The 14,255-nt window shown below is 60.0% G+C and carries 14 protein-coding genes; 3 read left to right on the top strand and 11 right to left on the bottom strand.

The window, feature by feature from the left end; all coding sequences use genetic code 11:
- Positions 1 to 14 precede the first annotated feature (14 nt).
- From ACM6I5_RS25020 to ACM6I5_RS25030, 3 genes are all read right to left on the bottom strand, one after another.
- Entirely contained in the window at positions 15 to 1,730 is a 1,716-nt protein-coding gene (locus ACM6I5_RS25020) for a proline--tRNA ligase (protein WP_414884895.1), read from the bottom strand.
- 130 nt (positions 1,731 to 1,860) lie between these two features.
- A complete protein-coding gene (locus tag ACM6I5_RS25025) occupies positions 1,861 to 3,420 on the bottom strand; it encodes an AmpG family muropeptide MFS transporter (protein WP_017336781.1) in 1,560 nt (519 codons plus the stop codon).
- Between the two features lie 43 nt (positions 3,421 to 3,463).
- The gene (locus ACM6I5_RS25030; RefSeq protein WP_238588318.1) at positions 3,464 to 3,844 is read right to left on the bottom strand and encodes an MGMT family protein; all 381 of its coding nucleotides are present in this window, start codon (positions 3,842 to 3,844) and stop codon (positions 3,464 to 3,466) included.
- Between the two features lie 135 nt (positions 3,845 to 3,979).
- Here ACM6I5_RS25030 and ACM6I5_RS25035 point away from each other — a divergent pair, with 135 nt between their 5' ends.
- Positions 3,980 to 4,990, top strand: coding sequence for a DUF481 domain-containing protein (locus ACM6I5_RS25035; protein ID WP_017336783.1), 1,011 nt, complete (start codon positions 3,980 to 3,982; stop codon positions 4,988 to 4,990).
- A 110-nt stretch (positions 4,991 to 5,100) separates the two neighbouring features.
- On the opposite strand, the gene ACM6I5_RS25040 is transcribed toward ACM6I5_RS25035, so the two are convergent.
- Entirely contained in the window at positions 5,101 to 5,310 is a 210-nt protein-coding gene (locus ACM6I5_RS25040) for a cold-shock protein (RefSeq protein WP_002554837.1), read from the bottom strand.
- Between the two features lie 354 nt (positions 5,311 to 5,664).
- Between ACM6I5_RS25040 and dcd the strand changes: the two genes are divergently transcribed.
- Positions 5,665 to 6,231, top strand: a complete 567-nt coding sequence (gene dcd, locus ACM6I5_RS25045; RefSeq protein WP_007904652.1) for a dCTP deaminase — start codon at positions 5,665 to 5,667, stop codon at positions 6,229 to 6,231.
- Between the two features lie 106 nt (positions 6,232 to 6,337).
- The gene (locus ACM6I5_RS25050; protein ID WP_017336784.1) at positions 6,338 to 6,547 is read left to right on the top strand and encodes a hypothetical protein; all 210 of its coding nucleotides are present in this window, start codon (positions 6,338 to 6,340) and stop codon (positions 6,545 to 6,547) included.
- 48 nt (positions 6,548 to 6,595) lie between these two features.
- Here ACM6I5_RS25050 and pdeM read toward each other — a convergent pair whose 3' ends face one another.
- From pdeM to ACM6I5_RS25085, 7 genes are all read right to left on the bottom strand, one after another.
- Entirely contained in the window at positions 6,596 to 7,252 is a 657-nt protein-coding gene (gene pdeM / locus ACM6I5_RS25055; protein ID WP_017336785.1) for a ligase-associated DNA damage response endonuclease PdeM, read from the bottom strand.
- The gene (locus tag ACM6I5_RS25060) at positions 7,252 to 9,735 is read right to left on the bottom strand and encodes a ligase-associated DNA damage response DEXH box helicase (protein ID WP_414884896.1); all 2,484 of its coding nucleotides are present in this window, start codon (positions 9,733 to 9,735) and stop codon (positions 7,252 to 7,254) included. Before ACM6I5_RS25060 ends, pdeM begins: the two co-directional genes overlap by 1 nt.
- Positions 9,736 to 9,939: 204 nt before the next feature.
- Positions 9,940 to 10,704 carry an ABC transporter ATP-binding protein gene (locus tag ACM6I5_RS25065; protein ID WP_017336787.1) on the bottom strand — a complete coding sequence of 255 codons (765 nt, stop codon included), beginning with the start codon at positions 10,702 to 10,704 and terminating at the stop codon, positions 9,940 to 9,942.
- A 13-nt stretch (positions 10,705 to 10,717) separates the two neighbouring features.
- Positions 10,718 to 11,836 (bottom strand): succinylglutamate desuccinylase/aspartoacylase family protein, encoded by a 1,119-nt coding sequence (locus ACM6I5_RS25070; protein WP_017336788.1) that lies wholly within the window; start codon positions 11,834 to 11,836, stop codon positions 10,718 to 10,720.
- Between the two features lie 12 nt (positions 11,837 to 11,848).
- Positions 11,849 to 12,559: an ABC transporter permease gene (locus ACM6I5_RS25075; protein ID WP_017336789.1), complete on the bottom strand. Its 711-nt coding sequence runs from the start codon at positions 12,557 to 12,559 to the stop codon at positions 11,849 to 11,851.
- On the bottom strand, positions 12,556 to 13,284 hold the full coding sequence (locus ACM6I5_RS25080) for an ABC transporter permease (protein ID WP_017336790.1): 729 nt from the start codon (positions 13,282 to 13,284) through the stop codon (positions 12,556 to 12,558). The genes ACM6I5_RS25075 and ACM6I5_RS25080 overlap by 4 nt, the downstream gene beginning before the upstream one ends.
- Positions 13,285 to 13,340: 56 nt before the next feature.
- Positions 13,341 to 14,123: a transporter substrate-binding domain-containing protein gene (locus tag ACM6I5_RS25085; RefSeq protein WP_017336791.1), complete on the bottom strand. Its 783-nt coding sequence runs from the start codon at positions 14,121 to 14,123 to the stop codon at positions 13,341 to 13,343.
- Between the last annotated feature and the right edge of the window lie 132 nt (positions 14,124 to 14,255).

A 14,255-nucleotide genomic window follows, 5' to 3' on the forward strand; every position in this document is an offset into this window, starting at 1 on the left:
TTCTCTATCTGGTGTCAGCGGCGGATACGGGCCTGGAGGAAGGACAGCACGTCAGCGACCGGCAGCGCTTGCGCCTCGGGCTCGGTGCGGCTCTTGTATTCCAGATTGCCTTCGGCGAGGCCGCGGTCACTGACCACGATCCGGTGAGGAATGCCGATCAGCTCCATGTCCGCGAACTTGATGCCCGGGCTGGTTTTCTTGTCGCGATCGTCCAGCAGCACTTCGAAGCCGGCCGCAGTCAGTTCTGCATACAGCTTGTCGGTGGCTTCGCGAACCTGCTCGGTTTCGTAGCGCAGCGGCACCAGGGCAACCTGGAATGGCGCCAGTGTGTCGCTCCAGATGATCCCGTTCTCGTCGTTGTTCTGCTCGATGGCGGCGGCCACCACGCGGGAAACGCCGATGCCGTAGCAACCCATTTCCAGGGTGACCGGCTTGCCGTTCTCGCCCAGCACTTCGCACTTCATCGCCTTGCTGTACTTGTTGCCCAGCTGGAAGATGTGCCCGACTTCGATGCCGCGCTTGATTTCCAGGGTGCCTTTGCCGTCAGGGCTAGGGTCGCCCGCCACGACGTTGCGCAGGTCGGCAACGGTCGGAACCGGCAGGTCACGCACCCAGTTCACGCCGAAGTAGTGCTTGTCATCGATGTTCGCACCGATACCGAAGTCGCTCATCAGCTCGACGGAACGGTCGATGATGATTGGCAGCGGCAGGTTCAACGGGCCGAGCGAGCCGGCACCGGCGCCAATCGCGTCACGCAATTCGCTTTCCGACGCCATGACCAGCGGGCTGGCAACGCCTGGCTGGTTGGCTGCCTTGATTTCGTTCAGCTCGTGGTCGCCACGGATGATCAAGGCAATCAGCTTGCCTTTCTCTTCGGCGTGCACCACCAGGGTCTTGATGGTCTTTTCGATCGGCAGATTGAATTTTTCCACCAGCGCGGCGATGGTTTTGGTCTCTGGCGTGTCGACCAGGCGCAGCTCTTCAGCCGGCGCCGGACGGGAGGTTTCCCGTGGCACGGCTTCGGCCTTCTCGATGTTCGCGGCGTAGTCGGAACCGTTGCTGAAGACGATGTCGTCTTCGCCGGATTCGGCCAGTACGTGGAACTCGTGGGAGCCGGCGCCGCCGATGGAGCCGTTGTCGGCTTCAACAGGGCGGAATTTCAGGCCCAGACGGGTGAACACGTTGCAGTACGCCTGGTGCATGCGGTCGTACGTGACCTGCAGCGAAGGCTGGTCAGCGTGGAACGAGTAGGCGTCCTTCATGATGAATTCGCGGCCGCGCATCAAACCGAAGCGTGGGCGGATTTCGTCACGGAATTTGGTCTGGATCTGATACAGGTTGATCGGCAGCTGTTTGTAGCTGCTCAGCTCGTTGCGCATCAGGTCGGTGATGACCTCTTCGTGGGTCGGGCCGGCGCAGAAGTCGCGACCGTGGCGATCCTTGAAGCGCAGCAACTCAGGGCCGTATTCTTCCCAGCGACCGGATTCCTGCCACAACTCAGCCGGTTGAGTACTCGGCATCAACACTTCGAGAGAGCCCGCGGCGTTCATTTCTTCACGAACGATGGCTTCGACCTTGCGCATCACTCGCAAGCCCATCGGCAGCCAGGTGTACAGGCCCGAGGCGAGTTTGCGGATCATGCCGGCGCGCAGCATCAGCTGATGGCTGATCACGACCGCATCGGAAGGCGTTTCTTTCTGTGTGGCGAGCAAAAATTGACTGGTGCGCATGGTTGGCCGTTGTCGGTTGCTGATGACGAGAAATGACGGAGCATTGTACGGGCGAGATCTGCTGGCGTACAGGCGTGCGGTCGGTGGTGTGGCTCGAGGGCAGGATTCTCCACGCCCTCGGCGAAGCGTCCTACGATTCTTCCGCGACCTGGGTCGGCACCGGTTCTGGCGTCGGTGTCGGGCCTTCGCGGCGGTTCTCCTGGAACCAGTGCAGGGCGATCAACAGCAGTGTCGGAACACCCAGCAACGCGGTGATCAGGAAGAAATTGTGATAGCCGAACTTTTCCACCATGACCCCGGAATAGCCGCCGATCAGGCGTGGCAGCAGGAGCATGATCGAGCTGAGCAGGGCGTATTGGGTGGCCGAGAACTTGAGGTTGGTCAGGCTCGACAGATAGGCGACGAACGCCGAGGTCGCCAGGCCCGAGCTGAAGTTGTCGAGGGAAATGGTCAGGATCAGCATGTTCAGGTTGGCGCCCATGTCGGCGAGCATCAGGAACAGGATGTTGGTGCCCGCTGACGCCACGCCGCCGATGAACAGGATCGGCAGGATGCCGAAACGCACGATCAGCAGTCCGCCCATGCCGGCGCCGACCAGGGTCATGATCAGGCCGAAGATTTTGCTGACGCTGGCAATCTGATCCTTGGTGAAGCCTTGGTCGATATAGAACACGTTGGCCATCACGCCCATTACCGTATCCGACATCCGATACGTGGCGATCAGTCCGAGTAGCAGCAGTGCCTGCCAGCGGTAACGCAGAATGAAGTCGTTGATCGGGGTGAGTACGGGCGCGAGGCCTCGGCGGCCTATGGCCGAAAGGCACAGCGCGGTGAGCGTGGTGTAGAGAATCGCCCGCAGGAACGCGCGATCTTCCAGCAGCAGGTCGAGCAGGCTCGTGCCTTGGAACAGCACGCTGGCGAAGTCGGTGTTGTAGAGCTGGGTAAACATGGCCGGCACGGACACCAGCAGCACGATCAGCACGAACACCGAGGCCAGTTGATGCGCAAAGCTGTAGCGCCCGGCCTGGAGTTGCGTGCGTAACGGCACTGGCGGTTCACGCATGAAAAACGAGGTGAGCAACGCCGGAACCATCAGGGCGCCGAACAGCAGGTAAGTGCCGGCCCATGCCGAATGCTTATAGTTGAAACCGGTGGAGCCGAAGCCTTCGGCGAAGAACAGGGCGCCGGCAGTGGCCAGCAGCGCCGCGATCCGGTAGCCGGACATGTAGCTGGCGGCGAGGGCGGCCTGACGGGTGTCGTCGGCGATTTCCAGGCGATAGGCGTCGACCGCGATGTCCTGCGTCGCCGAAGCGAAGGCTACGACCACGGCGATTGCGATCAGCCAGGACAGATGTTTTTGCGGGTCGCAGAAACCCATCCCGATCAGGCCGAGGATTACCAGTGCCTGGGACAGCACCAACCATGAGCGACGGCGACCGAGCTTGCCAAGCAAGGGCAGGCGCCATTGGTCGAGCAGCGGCGACCAGACCCATTTAAAGGCGTAGGCCAGGCCGATCAGGCTTGCATAGCCGATGGTTTCGCGAGCCACACCGGCTTCACGCAACCAGACCGACAGTGTCGAAAACACCAGCATGTAGGGCAGGCCGGCGGCGAAACCAAGCAACAACAGCACAAGTGTTGAAGGGCTGGCATAGGCGGCGAGCGCGGCGCGCCAGGTTTTACGGGGCATGGGCTGAAGTCTGCCTCAAGATTACGGAAACAAAGCGCGCACTCTAACCGCTGTGCTCTACCGGGCGCCAGCCATGGCGCTGAATATCAACACGATTGTTCAGGACACTGATCCCTTCGGAGCGTAATCGCGCGCGCTGTTCATCCCCTGAGGGACTGCCCACCGGCAGGCTGATTCGACCGCCGGCGCCGAGTACGCGGTGCCAGGGCAGTTTGGTGTCGCCGGGCAACTGGCTCAGGGTACGACCGACCCAGCGCGCCGCGCGGCCGAGTCCTGCCAGTTCGGCCAGCTGACCATAACTCACGACTTTGCCCTCGGGCACCTGCGCCAGGGTCAGATAGAGCGCCGTGCGTCGGATTTGCGCGGCACTTTCTGTTTCGAGGGTGGGGTCAGTCACGTTCGGGCTTCCTGAAGAGGTTCGCATTACCGTCTGTAGAGTAAATCCTTGATCGCTTACTGAGAAATGAACTCGGTGGGAATAGTCGTGTCAGTCCAAGCTAGGGCCTTGTTCCTTGGGATAATGCCGACTTTTTTCGCAAACTTGAGCCTGTATTTGCTTATGGTGTCCAGAACCCTGCTGTGCCTCGCTGTCTTGAGTGCTTCCTCGTCCGTGCTCGCCGATACCGTCTGGTTGAAGAACGGTGACAAACTGAGCGGCAAGATCACGCTGTTTGACGGCGGCAAACTGTTGATTCAGACCGAGTACGCCGGCTCGGTGCCTATCGACTGGAAGCAGGTCAAAACCCTGGAAAGCGATCAGGAGTTGCTGGTCAAGCAGGAAACCTACAAAGGCGAGAAGGCCAAGTCGCTGCACGCGGCAGACGACGGCAAGGTGACGCTGGAAAACGGCGAGGCACCGAAGACGGTCGAGCTGGCGAGTATCCAGCAGATTCTCAAACCCAAGCCGGTCGTCGAAGATCTGGTCTGGAAAGGCAATATCGATGCGGCGCTGGATTACCAGCGGGCGGAAAAAGACACAGACGATTACGACATCGACTTCAAGACCACTGCGCGTCATGGCAGATGGCGGCATATCGCGGAAGGCGAGTACAACCGTGAATTCCAGGATGACGTGGTTACCACCGACAACTGGCGGGGCGAGTACTCCCTCGACCGCTTCCTGACCGAGAAATGGTTCTGGCAGGGCCGCGCGGTCTATAAGCGCGACAAGGTTGAAGAGCTCTCCCGTCAGCGCACCGTCGGTACCGGGCCGGGTTACCAGTTCTGGGATGACGAGCTGGGCGCATTCTCGCTGGGCTCGCTGGTCAACCGCACGGACTACCAGTTCGACGACGGCAGGAAAGAAAACTTCTATTCCCTGGCGATGAAGTGGGATTACAACCGCTACCTGATCGGCAAGAAGGTGGAGTTCTTCACCAATGGCGAAGTGGGCAAGCCGTTGTCGGGCGTGGCAGATTATGCGCTCGATGCGGAAGTGGGCCTGCGCTACAAAGTGACCGAGTGGGCGTCACTTAACCTGAAGGCCGAACGAGACATCATCAGCGGTACCGATGACGATGCCGATCTGGACAAGACCCGCTACACCGCAGGATTCGGTGTGGCCTGGTAAGCCACAAAAAATCGCAGCCCACGGGCTGCGATTTTTTTTGCCTGCAAAACACACAGGCACAAAAAAGCCCCGCTTTTAAGGGCGGGGCTTTTTACTAAAGCAAGTACAAGTTAGATAACTTGAACTTCTTCAGCTTGCATGCCTTTCTGACCGCGGGTAGCGATGAAAGAAACCTGTTGGCCTTCTTTCAGGCTTTTGAAGCCGTCGGATTGGATAGCTTTGAAGTGAACGAACAGGTCGTCACCGGATTGTGGAGTGATGAAGCCGAAGCCTTTTTCATCGTTGAACCACTTAACGGTACCAGTTTGGCGATTAGACATGGTGTAACTCCTTGAACAAAGATAACTGCGACACAGGAAGAACCCTGGCCGAGACTGAGTGCAAAGAGCAGGAAAAATTCTTGTAGATGGTTGGATCGAAATTCAACATATCGTGTAGAGATTCTCAGTGACACAAGCAGCACAGTGGCGCCACCTTAACCCTTTTTCCGGGACGTGCCAATGCTTCCTGCGAAGGTTTCTCTGTTTTCGTGACTGACGGTGCATCGTATTGCGGCGAAGCGCCGGAATTTACGGGGGATCGGCGAGAATTGCGCCACGGTCTTTGAACCCGAAGCGCGCGCCCGGTAAGATGCCGGACAGATTTTTTCCACCTCGCTATTCAGGACACCCGCCATGAGCATCAAATCGGACAAGTGGATTCGCCGCATGGCGCAAGAGCACGGCATGATCGAACCGTTCGTCGAGCGCCAGGTGCGCGGCAGCGACGATAGCCGTGTGATCTCCTACGGCGTGTCGAGTTACGGCTACGACGTTCGTTGCACTAATCATTTCAAGGTGTTCACCAACATTAACTCGGCTATCGTCGACCCGAAAAATTTCGATGCTGGCAGTTTCGTCGACATCCACAGCGATGTCTGCATCATCCCGCCGAACTCTTTCGCCCTGGCGAGCACCGTCGAGTACTTCCGTATTCCGCGCAACGTATTGACCATCTGCCTGGGCAAAAGCACCTACGCCCGCTGCGGCATCATCGTCAACGTGACCCCGCTCGAGCCTGAGTGGGAGGGGCACGTGACCCTGGAATTCTCCAACACCACCAACCTGCCGGCGAAAATCTACGCCAACGAGGGCGTGGCACAGATGCTGTTCCTTGAATCAGACGAAGAGTGCGAAGTTTCCTACAAAGACCGTGGCGGCAAGTATCAGGGCCAACGCGGCGTGACCCTGCCACGTACCTGATCGATTCATCTGGCAGCTAGCGGGAATTCTTGAGCGGGTAGACACTCTACTGGGTGTACTGCCCGGTTCGCGCACAGCGGACCAGGCCTTTGCTCAGGAGTGCTTTATGAAGATCGATCCGCGAATAAGTGCCGAACTGGCAAGGCTTGAGCCCAATCAGGTTGGCGTCTTGGCCTGGTCCTTGTTGGCACATCCGCCAATCAGCATGGCGGGGGGCATCCCCGGCCAGCCTGATCCCGATACCCCTAACGAACAACCCACCGAACCCGGCGAGCCGACCCTGCCGGATGAGCCGCCTCCCGCGCCGGTTGCCTGATTGACAGGTTGTAGACGAATGGCCAGTCAGCTGATGTCCTTGAAGACTTCAGCTGACTGGCCATATTTCGTTATCACCGATGACGAAAATCCTACAGCTGTCGTCCCTTTCGACCTGATACCCACCGGTGAACGCACCGAAGGCCGGAAGCAGGCTGATTTCCCCGGCAAATCTGAAGCACGCCAGCCGCAGGCTTTGCCGACCTCGACCGTTCAACCGATAGACCGGATGCACATGGCCAGCGAGCACGTGCCGCTGCGGATGCGGTTGAGGTTCGTGCTGCAACGCAAACGGCCCCAGTAGCAAAGGCTCAGGCACCACGCGAATGTTCAGCGACGCCGGTGGATCCCCGGCACGCTTGTCGTGATTTCCCCGAATCAGTGTCATGGGCAACTGGCAGTGTCGCGCTCTCCAGTCGGCCAAGGCCTTCAGCGTCTCGGTGGCATGGGAGCCGGGTCCGTGAAGAAAATCACCGAGGAAAATCAGCTGGCGGCAGGGCAGGGCCGCCAGCAATCCGTCGAGCACGGCGATATTGCTGGAGGTGGTGCCCCGGGGCACCGGCTGGCCGAGCGTTCGGTAGGCGGCGGCCTTGCCGAAATGCACGTCGGCAATCAGCAGGGCTTGTTGCGCAGGCCAGTAGAGGGCCTTTTCCGGCAACAACCATAGTTCTTCACCAGCCAGGCTTACGGGATAGGGCGTACTCATCAGACTTTTCCGGTTTCGGCAGTGTTCTCAAGGTCGCTGACCATGCGCCTGATGCGATCGGCGAGTTTTTCCGAACTCATGCTTTCGCGCATGCGTTCTACCAGCAGTGGAAACCCGAGGGGCGTGGGACGTTTGACCGGATGCACGTCGAGCCTGAGTCGACTGATGTGCTCCAGCGTCTTTTCCAGACGATGAATATCCAGCTCGTTGCGCAGGACTTCTTCCCCGGCCTGGGCCAGGAGCAGGTTCCCGGCGTCGTATTGCTTGAACACTTCGTAAAACAAACCACTGGAGGCCTGAACCTGGCGCGTACTTTTCGGGGCGCCGGGATACCCGGCGAACACGAGCCCGGCAATCCGTGCGATTTCCCGAAAGCGCCGCAGCGCCAGTTCGCCAGCGTTCAGGCTGGCGAGCACATCGTTCAATAACTGCTCGGGACTCAGCAGTCCGGGGTTCAGGACACTGGACCACTCCACACAGGTGGCGCTGAGCAATTCCAGCCCGTAATCGTTGACCGCAATGGAAAACGTCACCGCCTGTTGCTGACTGACACGCCATGCCAGCAGACTCGCCAGCCCCAAATGCACCTGGCGCCCGGCGAAGGGGTAGAGGAAAAGGTGCCAACCCTCGCGGGATTTCAGCGTTTCAGCCAGCAGACTGTTCTCGGTTGGCAATCCCGACCAGCGCTGTTGCACCTCCAGTAACGGACGCAAGGCCTGCATTTCAGGACCGATGAACTCGCCCAGCGCCGCTGCACCGAAACGCTCGACTACCGCCCGGGCCAACTCGCTGGAAAGCGGCATGCGCCCACCGTTCCATCGTGGCACCGCGGCTTTTTTTACCGTGCTGCGTTTGACGTAAGCGGTCATGTTTTCCACGCGCACCAATTCGAGCAGTCGGCCGGCAAACAGAAAGCCATCGCCCGGTTTGAGACGTGCGATAAATCCTTCCTCGACGCTGCCCAGTTGCTTGCCCCCGCCGCCCTTGCTCCAGAACTTCAGCTGGATGCTTGCGTCGCTGACAATCGTGCCGATGCTCATGCGATGGCGCCGGGCCAAGCGCGCATCCGGCACGCGCCAGACACCCTGTTGATCCGGTTCAACGCGGCGATAATCCGGATACGCCGTCAGGGAAAGCCCTCCGTGGCGTACGAAAGCCAGCGCCCAGGTCCAGTCTTCCAGCGTGAGATCACGATAAGCCCAGGCCCCGCGGACTTCTTCATACAACTCATCGGGCAAAAAACCACCGCCCAAGGCCATGCTGACCAGATGCTGAACCAGCACATCCAGCGGTTTATGCGGCGATTCTCGGGGTTCGATCCGGCGCTGCGCCACGGCGTCCTGAGCGGCGGCGGCTTCGATCAACTCCAGGCTGTGCGTTGGCACGAGCGTCACCCGCGACACGCGTCCCGGTGCATGGCCGGACCGCCCGGCACGCTGCATCAGTCGTGCCACTCCTTTGGCCGAGCCGATCTGTAGCACCCGCTCCACCGGCAGGAAGTCTACGCCGAGGTCCAGGCTGGAAGTGCAGACCACCGCTTTGAGCTGACCGTCCTTGAGTGCGCGTTCGACCCAGTCGCGGGTGTCGCGTGACAGTGAGCTGTGATGCAAGGCAATCAAGCCGGCCCAGTCGGGGCGTGCTTCCAGCAGCGCCTGATACCAGATTTCGGACTGGGCACGGGTGTTGGTGAAGACCAGGCTTGCGGGGCTCGCATCCAGTTCCGCGACCACCTGCGGCAACATCTTCAACCCGATATGCCCGGCCCATGGAAAACGCTCGATGGCTGGCGGCAACAGCGTGTCGACGAGCAGCGCCTTGCGGGTCTCGCCCTGAACGCTAATGCCACCGCCTTGTGGGATTAGGACCTGTTCGGCGTGGGCCTGATTACCCAGCGTTGCGGAAACACCCCACACGATCAGTTCGGGATTCCACCGACGCAGGCGAGCGAGGGCGAGTTGCAGTTGTATGCCGCGTTTGTTGCCGAGCAATTCGTGCCATTCGTCCACCACCACCATACGCAAGGTCGACAGCGCGGTTTGCGCGTCGGCACGGGCGAGCATCAGGGTGAGGCTTTCCGGCGTGGTGATCAGCGCGGAGGGCAGCCGCCGGGTCTGCCGCGCGCGTTCGCTGCTGCTGGTGTCGCCGGTGCGCAGGCCAACACTCCACGGGAGCTGCAAGTCGCGCAACGGCGCTTCCAGTGCGCGGGCGGTGTCCGCGGCCAAGGCGCGCATGGGCGTTATCCACAGAACCGTCAGTGGTTCGGCAAGCGGTTTTCGTTTGCGGGATTTTTCAACAGGGGCGGCAGAGGCGAAGCGGTTGAGGGCGGCAAACCAGACGGCGTAGGTTTTGCCGGCACCCGTGCTGGCGTGCAGCAACCCGGATTGCCCTTGTTTGACCGCGGCCCACACCTGTTTCTGAAAGGCGAACGGTTTCCAGCCGCGAGCGGTGAACCAGTGCTTTGCGAAGTCGGAGGAGGTTCCCATGCCGGCGGTGTGCGCTCTGAACGTGTTCTTTCAGTGACCGCGGGGGGATGCGACAAGTTTAATTGCTTTGCTGTCGTGTCAGCGATTGACACGTTACCCCGTGGTAGCGAGCTTGCTCGCGATCGCGGTGTGTCAGTCACCTTATGTGGCGGATGACATGGCCTCACGCAAGCAAGCTGGCTCCCACAGGTTTATCGGCGACGTTTACTTGAGATTACCGCTGAGGAATTGCTTCAACCGCTCGCTTTTCGGGTTGCCCAGCACGTCTTCCGGCGCGCCTTCTTCCTCGACCAGTCCCTGATGCAGAAAAAGCACCTGGCTCGACACCTTGCGGGCGAAGCTCATTTCGTGGGTGACCATGATCATGGTCCGCCCTTCTTCGGCCAGACCCTGGATCACCCTGAGCACTTCACCCACCAGCTCGGGGTCGAGCGCCGAGGTCGGTTCGTCGAACAGCATGACTTCCGGTTCCATGGCCAACGCTCGCGCAATGGCCACACGTTGTTGCTGACCCCCGGAAAGAAACGCTGGGTACTGGTCGGCCACGCGTGCAGCCAGGCCAACCTTGTCGAGATAACGACGGGCGCGGTCTTCGGCTTCCTGCTTGCTGCAGCCCAGCACCCGGCGCGGGGCCATGGTGATGTTTTCCAGCACCGTCATGTGGCTCCACAGGTTGAAGTGCTGGAACACCATGGCCAGGCGCGTGCGGATTTTTTGCAGTTCATCGGCGTCGGCCACGTGCATGCCGTGGCGGTCCTTGATCATGCGGATGTTCTGACCGTCCAGGGTCATGGTGCCGTCGTTGGGTTGTTCAAGAAAGTTGATGCAGCGCAGAAAGGTACTTTTACCCGAGCCGCTGGCGCCGATCAGGCTGATGACGTCGCCGGTGTTGGCCTTGAGTGAAACGCCTTTGAGCACATGATGATCGCCATAGCTTTTATGCAGGCCTTCGATGGTCAGTTTGTACATGGGGCATGCATCCTCAAGGCGAAAGTAGGTAACCGCTGCGATAGGCTTCGGTGCCCGCGACGTGGGCGATCACCATGCCGGCAGTGGCCATGCGCCGCAGCGAGCGGGCGTACATCAGCCCGGCGACGGTGCAGTGAACGGGGGTGACGCGGTCATTGACCGGGTCGATGATTTCGGCGACCCGTTGCCCGGCTTCGAGGTATTCCCCCGGCAGCGCTGTGAACACCAGCAAGCCGCCCACGGGCGTAGCCACCGGTTCGACGGCGGCCAGCGGCGTGGCGGGATACGGCAGCTCCGGCAGGGGCGCCGGTTCGCCGGCAATGGCGCCGTGGTGAATCAGGTAATCAAGCAACGCCTGGCAGTCGAGGCTGGCCAATGGATGATTGACGTCACCCTGGCCGCGCAATTCGACGGTCACCGAAAAACTCCCCAGCGGAATATCGAAATGCTCGCCGAAGCGCTCCTTCAACTGCCACCAGAGCAGGGTGAAGCACTCGTCGAACGACTGGCCGCCGGAATCGGTGGCCAGCAGACTCGCTTCGGCACCGATGTAACGGGCCAGCGGCTCGACCTGCGGCCAGGCCTCTGGCGTGGTGTAGAGGTGCGCGACCGCTTCGAAATCGCAATGCAGGTCCAAGACCACGTCCGCATCACAGGCCAGTCGTTGCAGGATCAGGCGCTGGGATTGCAGTTGAGTGCTGGCGGTCTGTCGCGCCAGCGCCTGACGCAGGCTGCTGCGGATCAGTTCGAGGTTGCGCTGCGGATCGTCGCCCAGTTGGCCTTCGATTTCGTTGCCGACTTCTTCGCTCAGATCGACGAACCAGCGGTTGAAGTTCTGGCCGCTTTCGAGCTCGTAGCGCCCCAGCGGCACATCCATCAGCACTTGTTCGAGGCCGACCGGGTTGGCCACCGGCACCAGCACGATTTCGCTGCGCAGGCGACCGGAGGCTTCGAGTTCCGCCAGGCGCTGCTTGAGGTGCCAGGCGACCAGCATGCCGGGCATTTCATCGGCGTGCAGGGACGCCTGGATATAGATCTTGCCCTGGGCCGTCGTCGGGCCGAAGTGGAAACTGTGAATCTGTCGTGCGGTCCCCGGCAGCGGGGCCAGCAGGTCATGTATCTGGTGGCGCATTTGCAAGAAGTCCTAGTGGGTCGGCCCGAGGAACGCCAGCCATCGGCGTTCGGCGAGGCGGAACAGTCCGACCAGCGCAAAGGTAACGGTCAGGTAGATCAGCGCGGCGATGCCGAACGACTGGAAGGTCAGGAAGGTCGCCGAGTTGGCGTCCCGCGCGACTTTCAGGATGTCCGGGACGGTCGCGGTGAACGCCACCGTGGTCGAGTGCAGCATCAGGATCACTTCGTTGCTGTAATACGGCAACGAGCGACGCAGCGCCGACGGCATGATCACGTAGGCATACAGCTTCCAGCCGGTCAGACCGTAGGCCTTGGCCGCTTCGACTTCACCATGGGCCATGCTGCGGATCGCCCCGGCGAAAATCTCCGTGGTGTAGGCGCAGGTGTTCAGGGCGAACGCCAGGATGGTGCAGTTCATCGCGTCGCGAAAGAACGCATCGAGTATCGGCTGCTCGCGCACGGCGGCCAGGCTGTAAATGCCGGTGTAGCAAATCAGCAGTTGGATATACAGCGGCGTCCCGCGGAACAGGTAAGTGTAGAACTGCACCGGCCAGCGAATGTAGAAATGCGGTGACACCCGGGCGATGGACAACGGGATCGACACCAGGAACCCGATGAAGATCGACGCGCTGAGCAGCCACAGGGTCATGGCCAGGCCAGTGATGTTGTAGCCATCGGTATAGAGGAAAGGTTTCCAGTATTCCTGCAGGAGTTCGATCATCGTACGGCCTCCCGGGAGCCGGCGGAGTAGCGGCGTTCAAGCCAGCGCAGGATGAAGTTGGAGGCGCTGGTGATCAGCAGGTAGATCAACGCGGCCAGCACCAGGAAGTAAAACAGCTGATAACTGCTTTTGCCGGCGTCCTGCGCGGCCTTGACCAGGTCGGCGAGGCCGATGATCGATACCAGCGCGGTGGCCTTGAGCATCACCATCCAGTTGTTACCGATGCCCGGCAGGGCAAAGCGCATCATCTGTGGAAACACCACGATCCAGAACCGCTGGCCACGCTTGAGGCCATAGGCGGTCGCCGCTTCGACCTGGCCCCGTGGCACCGCGAGAATCGCGCCACGAAAGGTTTCGGTGAAGTACGCGCCATAAATGAAGCCCAGGGTGATGACCCCGGCGCTGAACGGGTTGATCTCGATGTATTCCCATTCCATGAAGTCGGTGAGCGACGTCAACCAGGTTTGCAGGCTGTAAAAGATCAGCAGCATCAGCACCAGGTCTGGCACGCCGCGAATCAGCGTGGTGTAGATCTGTGCCGGAACGCGCACCAGTTTGACTTTTGACAGTTTGGCACTGGCGCCGAGCAGGCCGAGCAACACGGCCACCAGCAGCGACAACGCCGATAATTTGATGGTCATCCAGGTGCCTTCCATCAGCAACGGGCCGAAGCCCTTGAGGCTGAAGGCAGAGAGCCCCAGATTTTGTAGGAGGTTTTCGAACATAAATCAGCAACCTGATCGGATGAAAAAAGCGCCCATCGCGAGATGGGCGCCGGGCATTATTTGCCGCTGTACAGATTCAGATCGCCAAAGTGTTTCTTCTGAATGGTGGCGTAGGTGCCATCGTCGTGTAACGCTTTGATACCTTTATCCAAAAGTGCCTTGAGGTCTTTGTTACCTTTAGAGATACCGATAGCTGTTTTGGCTGGCAGCAATTCGCTGTCGACCGGCTTGCTGACTTCGTAGCCTTCGCCTTTAGGCGACTTCAAGAAGCCCAGTTCGGCTTGCAGCATGTCCTGGATTGCCGCATCGAGGCGACCGGACATCAAGTCCGAATACACCTGGTCCTGGTTCTGGTAAGCCTGGGTTTTCACGCCAGCCTTGTCCAGCACGGCCTTGGCGTAGGCTTCCTGGATGGTGCCTTGCTCGTAGCCTACGGTCTTGCCCTTCAGGGACGCGACGTCTTCGCTCAGGCCGGAACCTTTCTTGAACACGTAAGCGGTTGGGCCGGAGAACAGCTCGCTGGAGAAGTCGATGACTTTTTCGCGGGCCGGGGTGACGGTCATCGAAGAGATCACACCGTCGAATTTATTGGCCTTCAGGCCCGGAATCATACCGTCGAAATCGCTTTCGACCCATTTGCACTTGACCTTCAGCTCGGCGCAGATCGCGTTCCCCAAATCGATGTCGAAGCCCACCAGGCTACCGTCGGCCGCTTTCGACTCGAACGGTGCATAGGAAGGGTCAACGCCGAAACGCAGTTCTTTGTATTCCTTGGCCAGCGCGGAGCCGGCAGCCATGCACAACGCCAGTGCAGAAAGGGTCAGCAATGCTTTTTTCATTATTCAATCCCTAAGAACCAATATGAGCGCTTGTGGCGCAGAATTATTGTTACTGGAAAGCGTAAGACCCATTGAAAGTAGCAATTTCCGAACCAGAGTGCCGAACAAGCGTTTTAAAAGGTGATACGAGAA

The organism is Pseudomonas sp. IT-P171 (assembly GCF_949767765.1).
GTDB lineage: Bacteria > Pseudomonadota > Gammaproteobacteria > Pseudomonadales > Pseudomonadaceae > Aquipseudomonas > Aquipseudomonas fluorescens_B.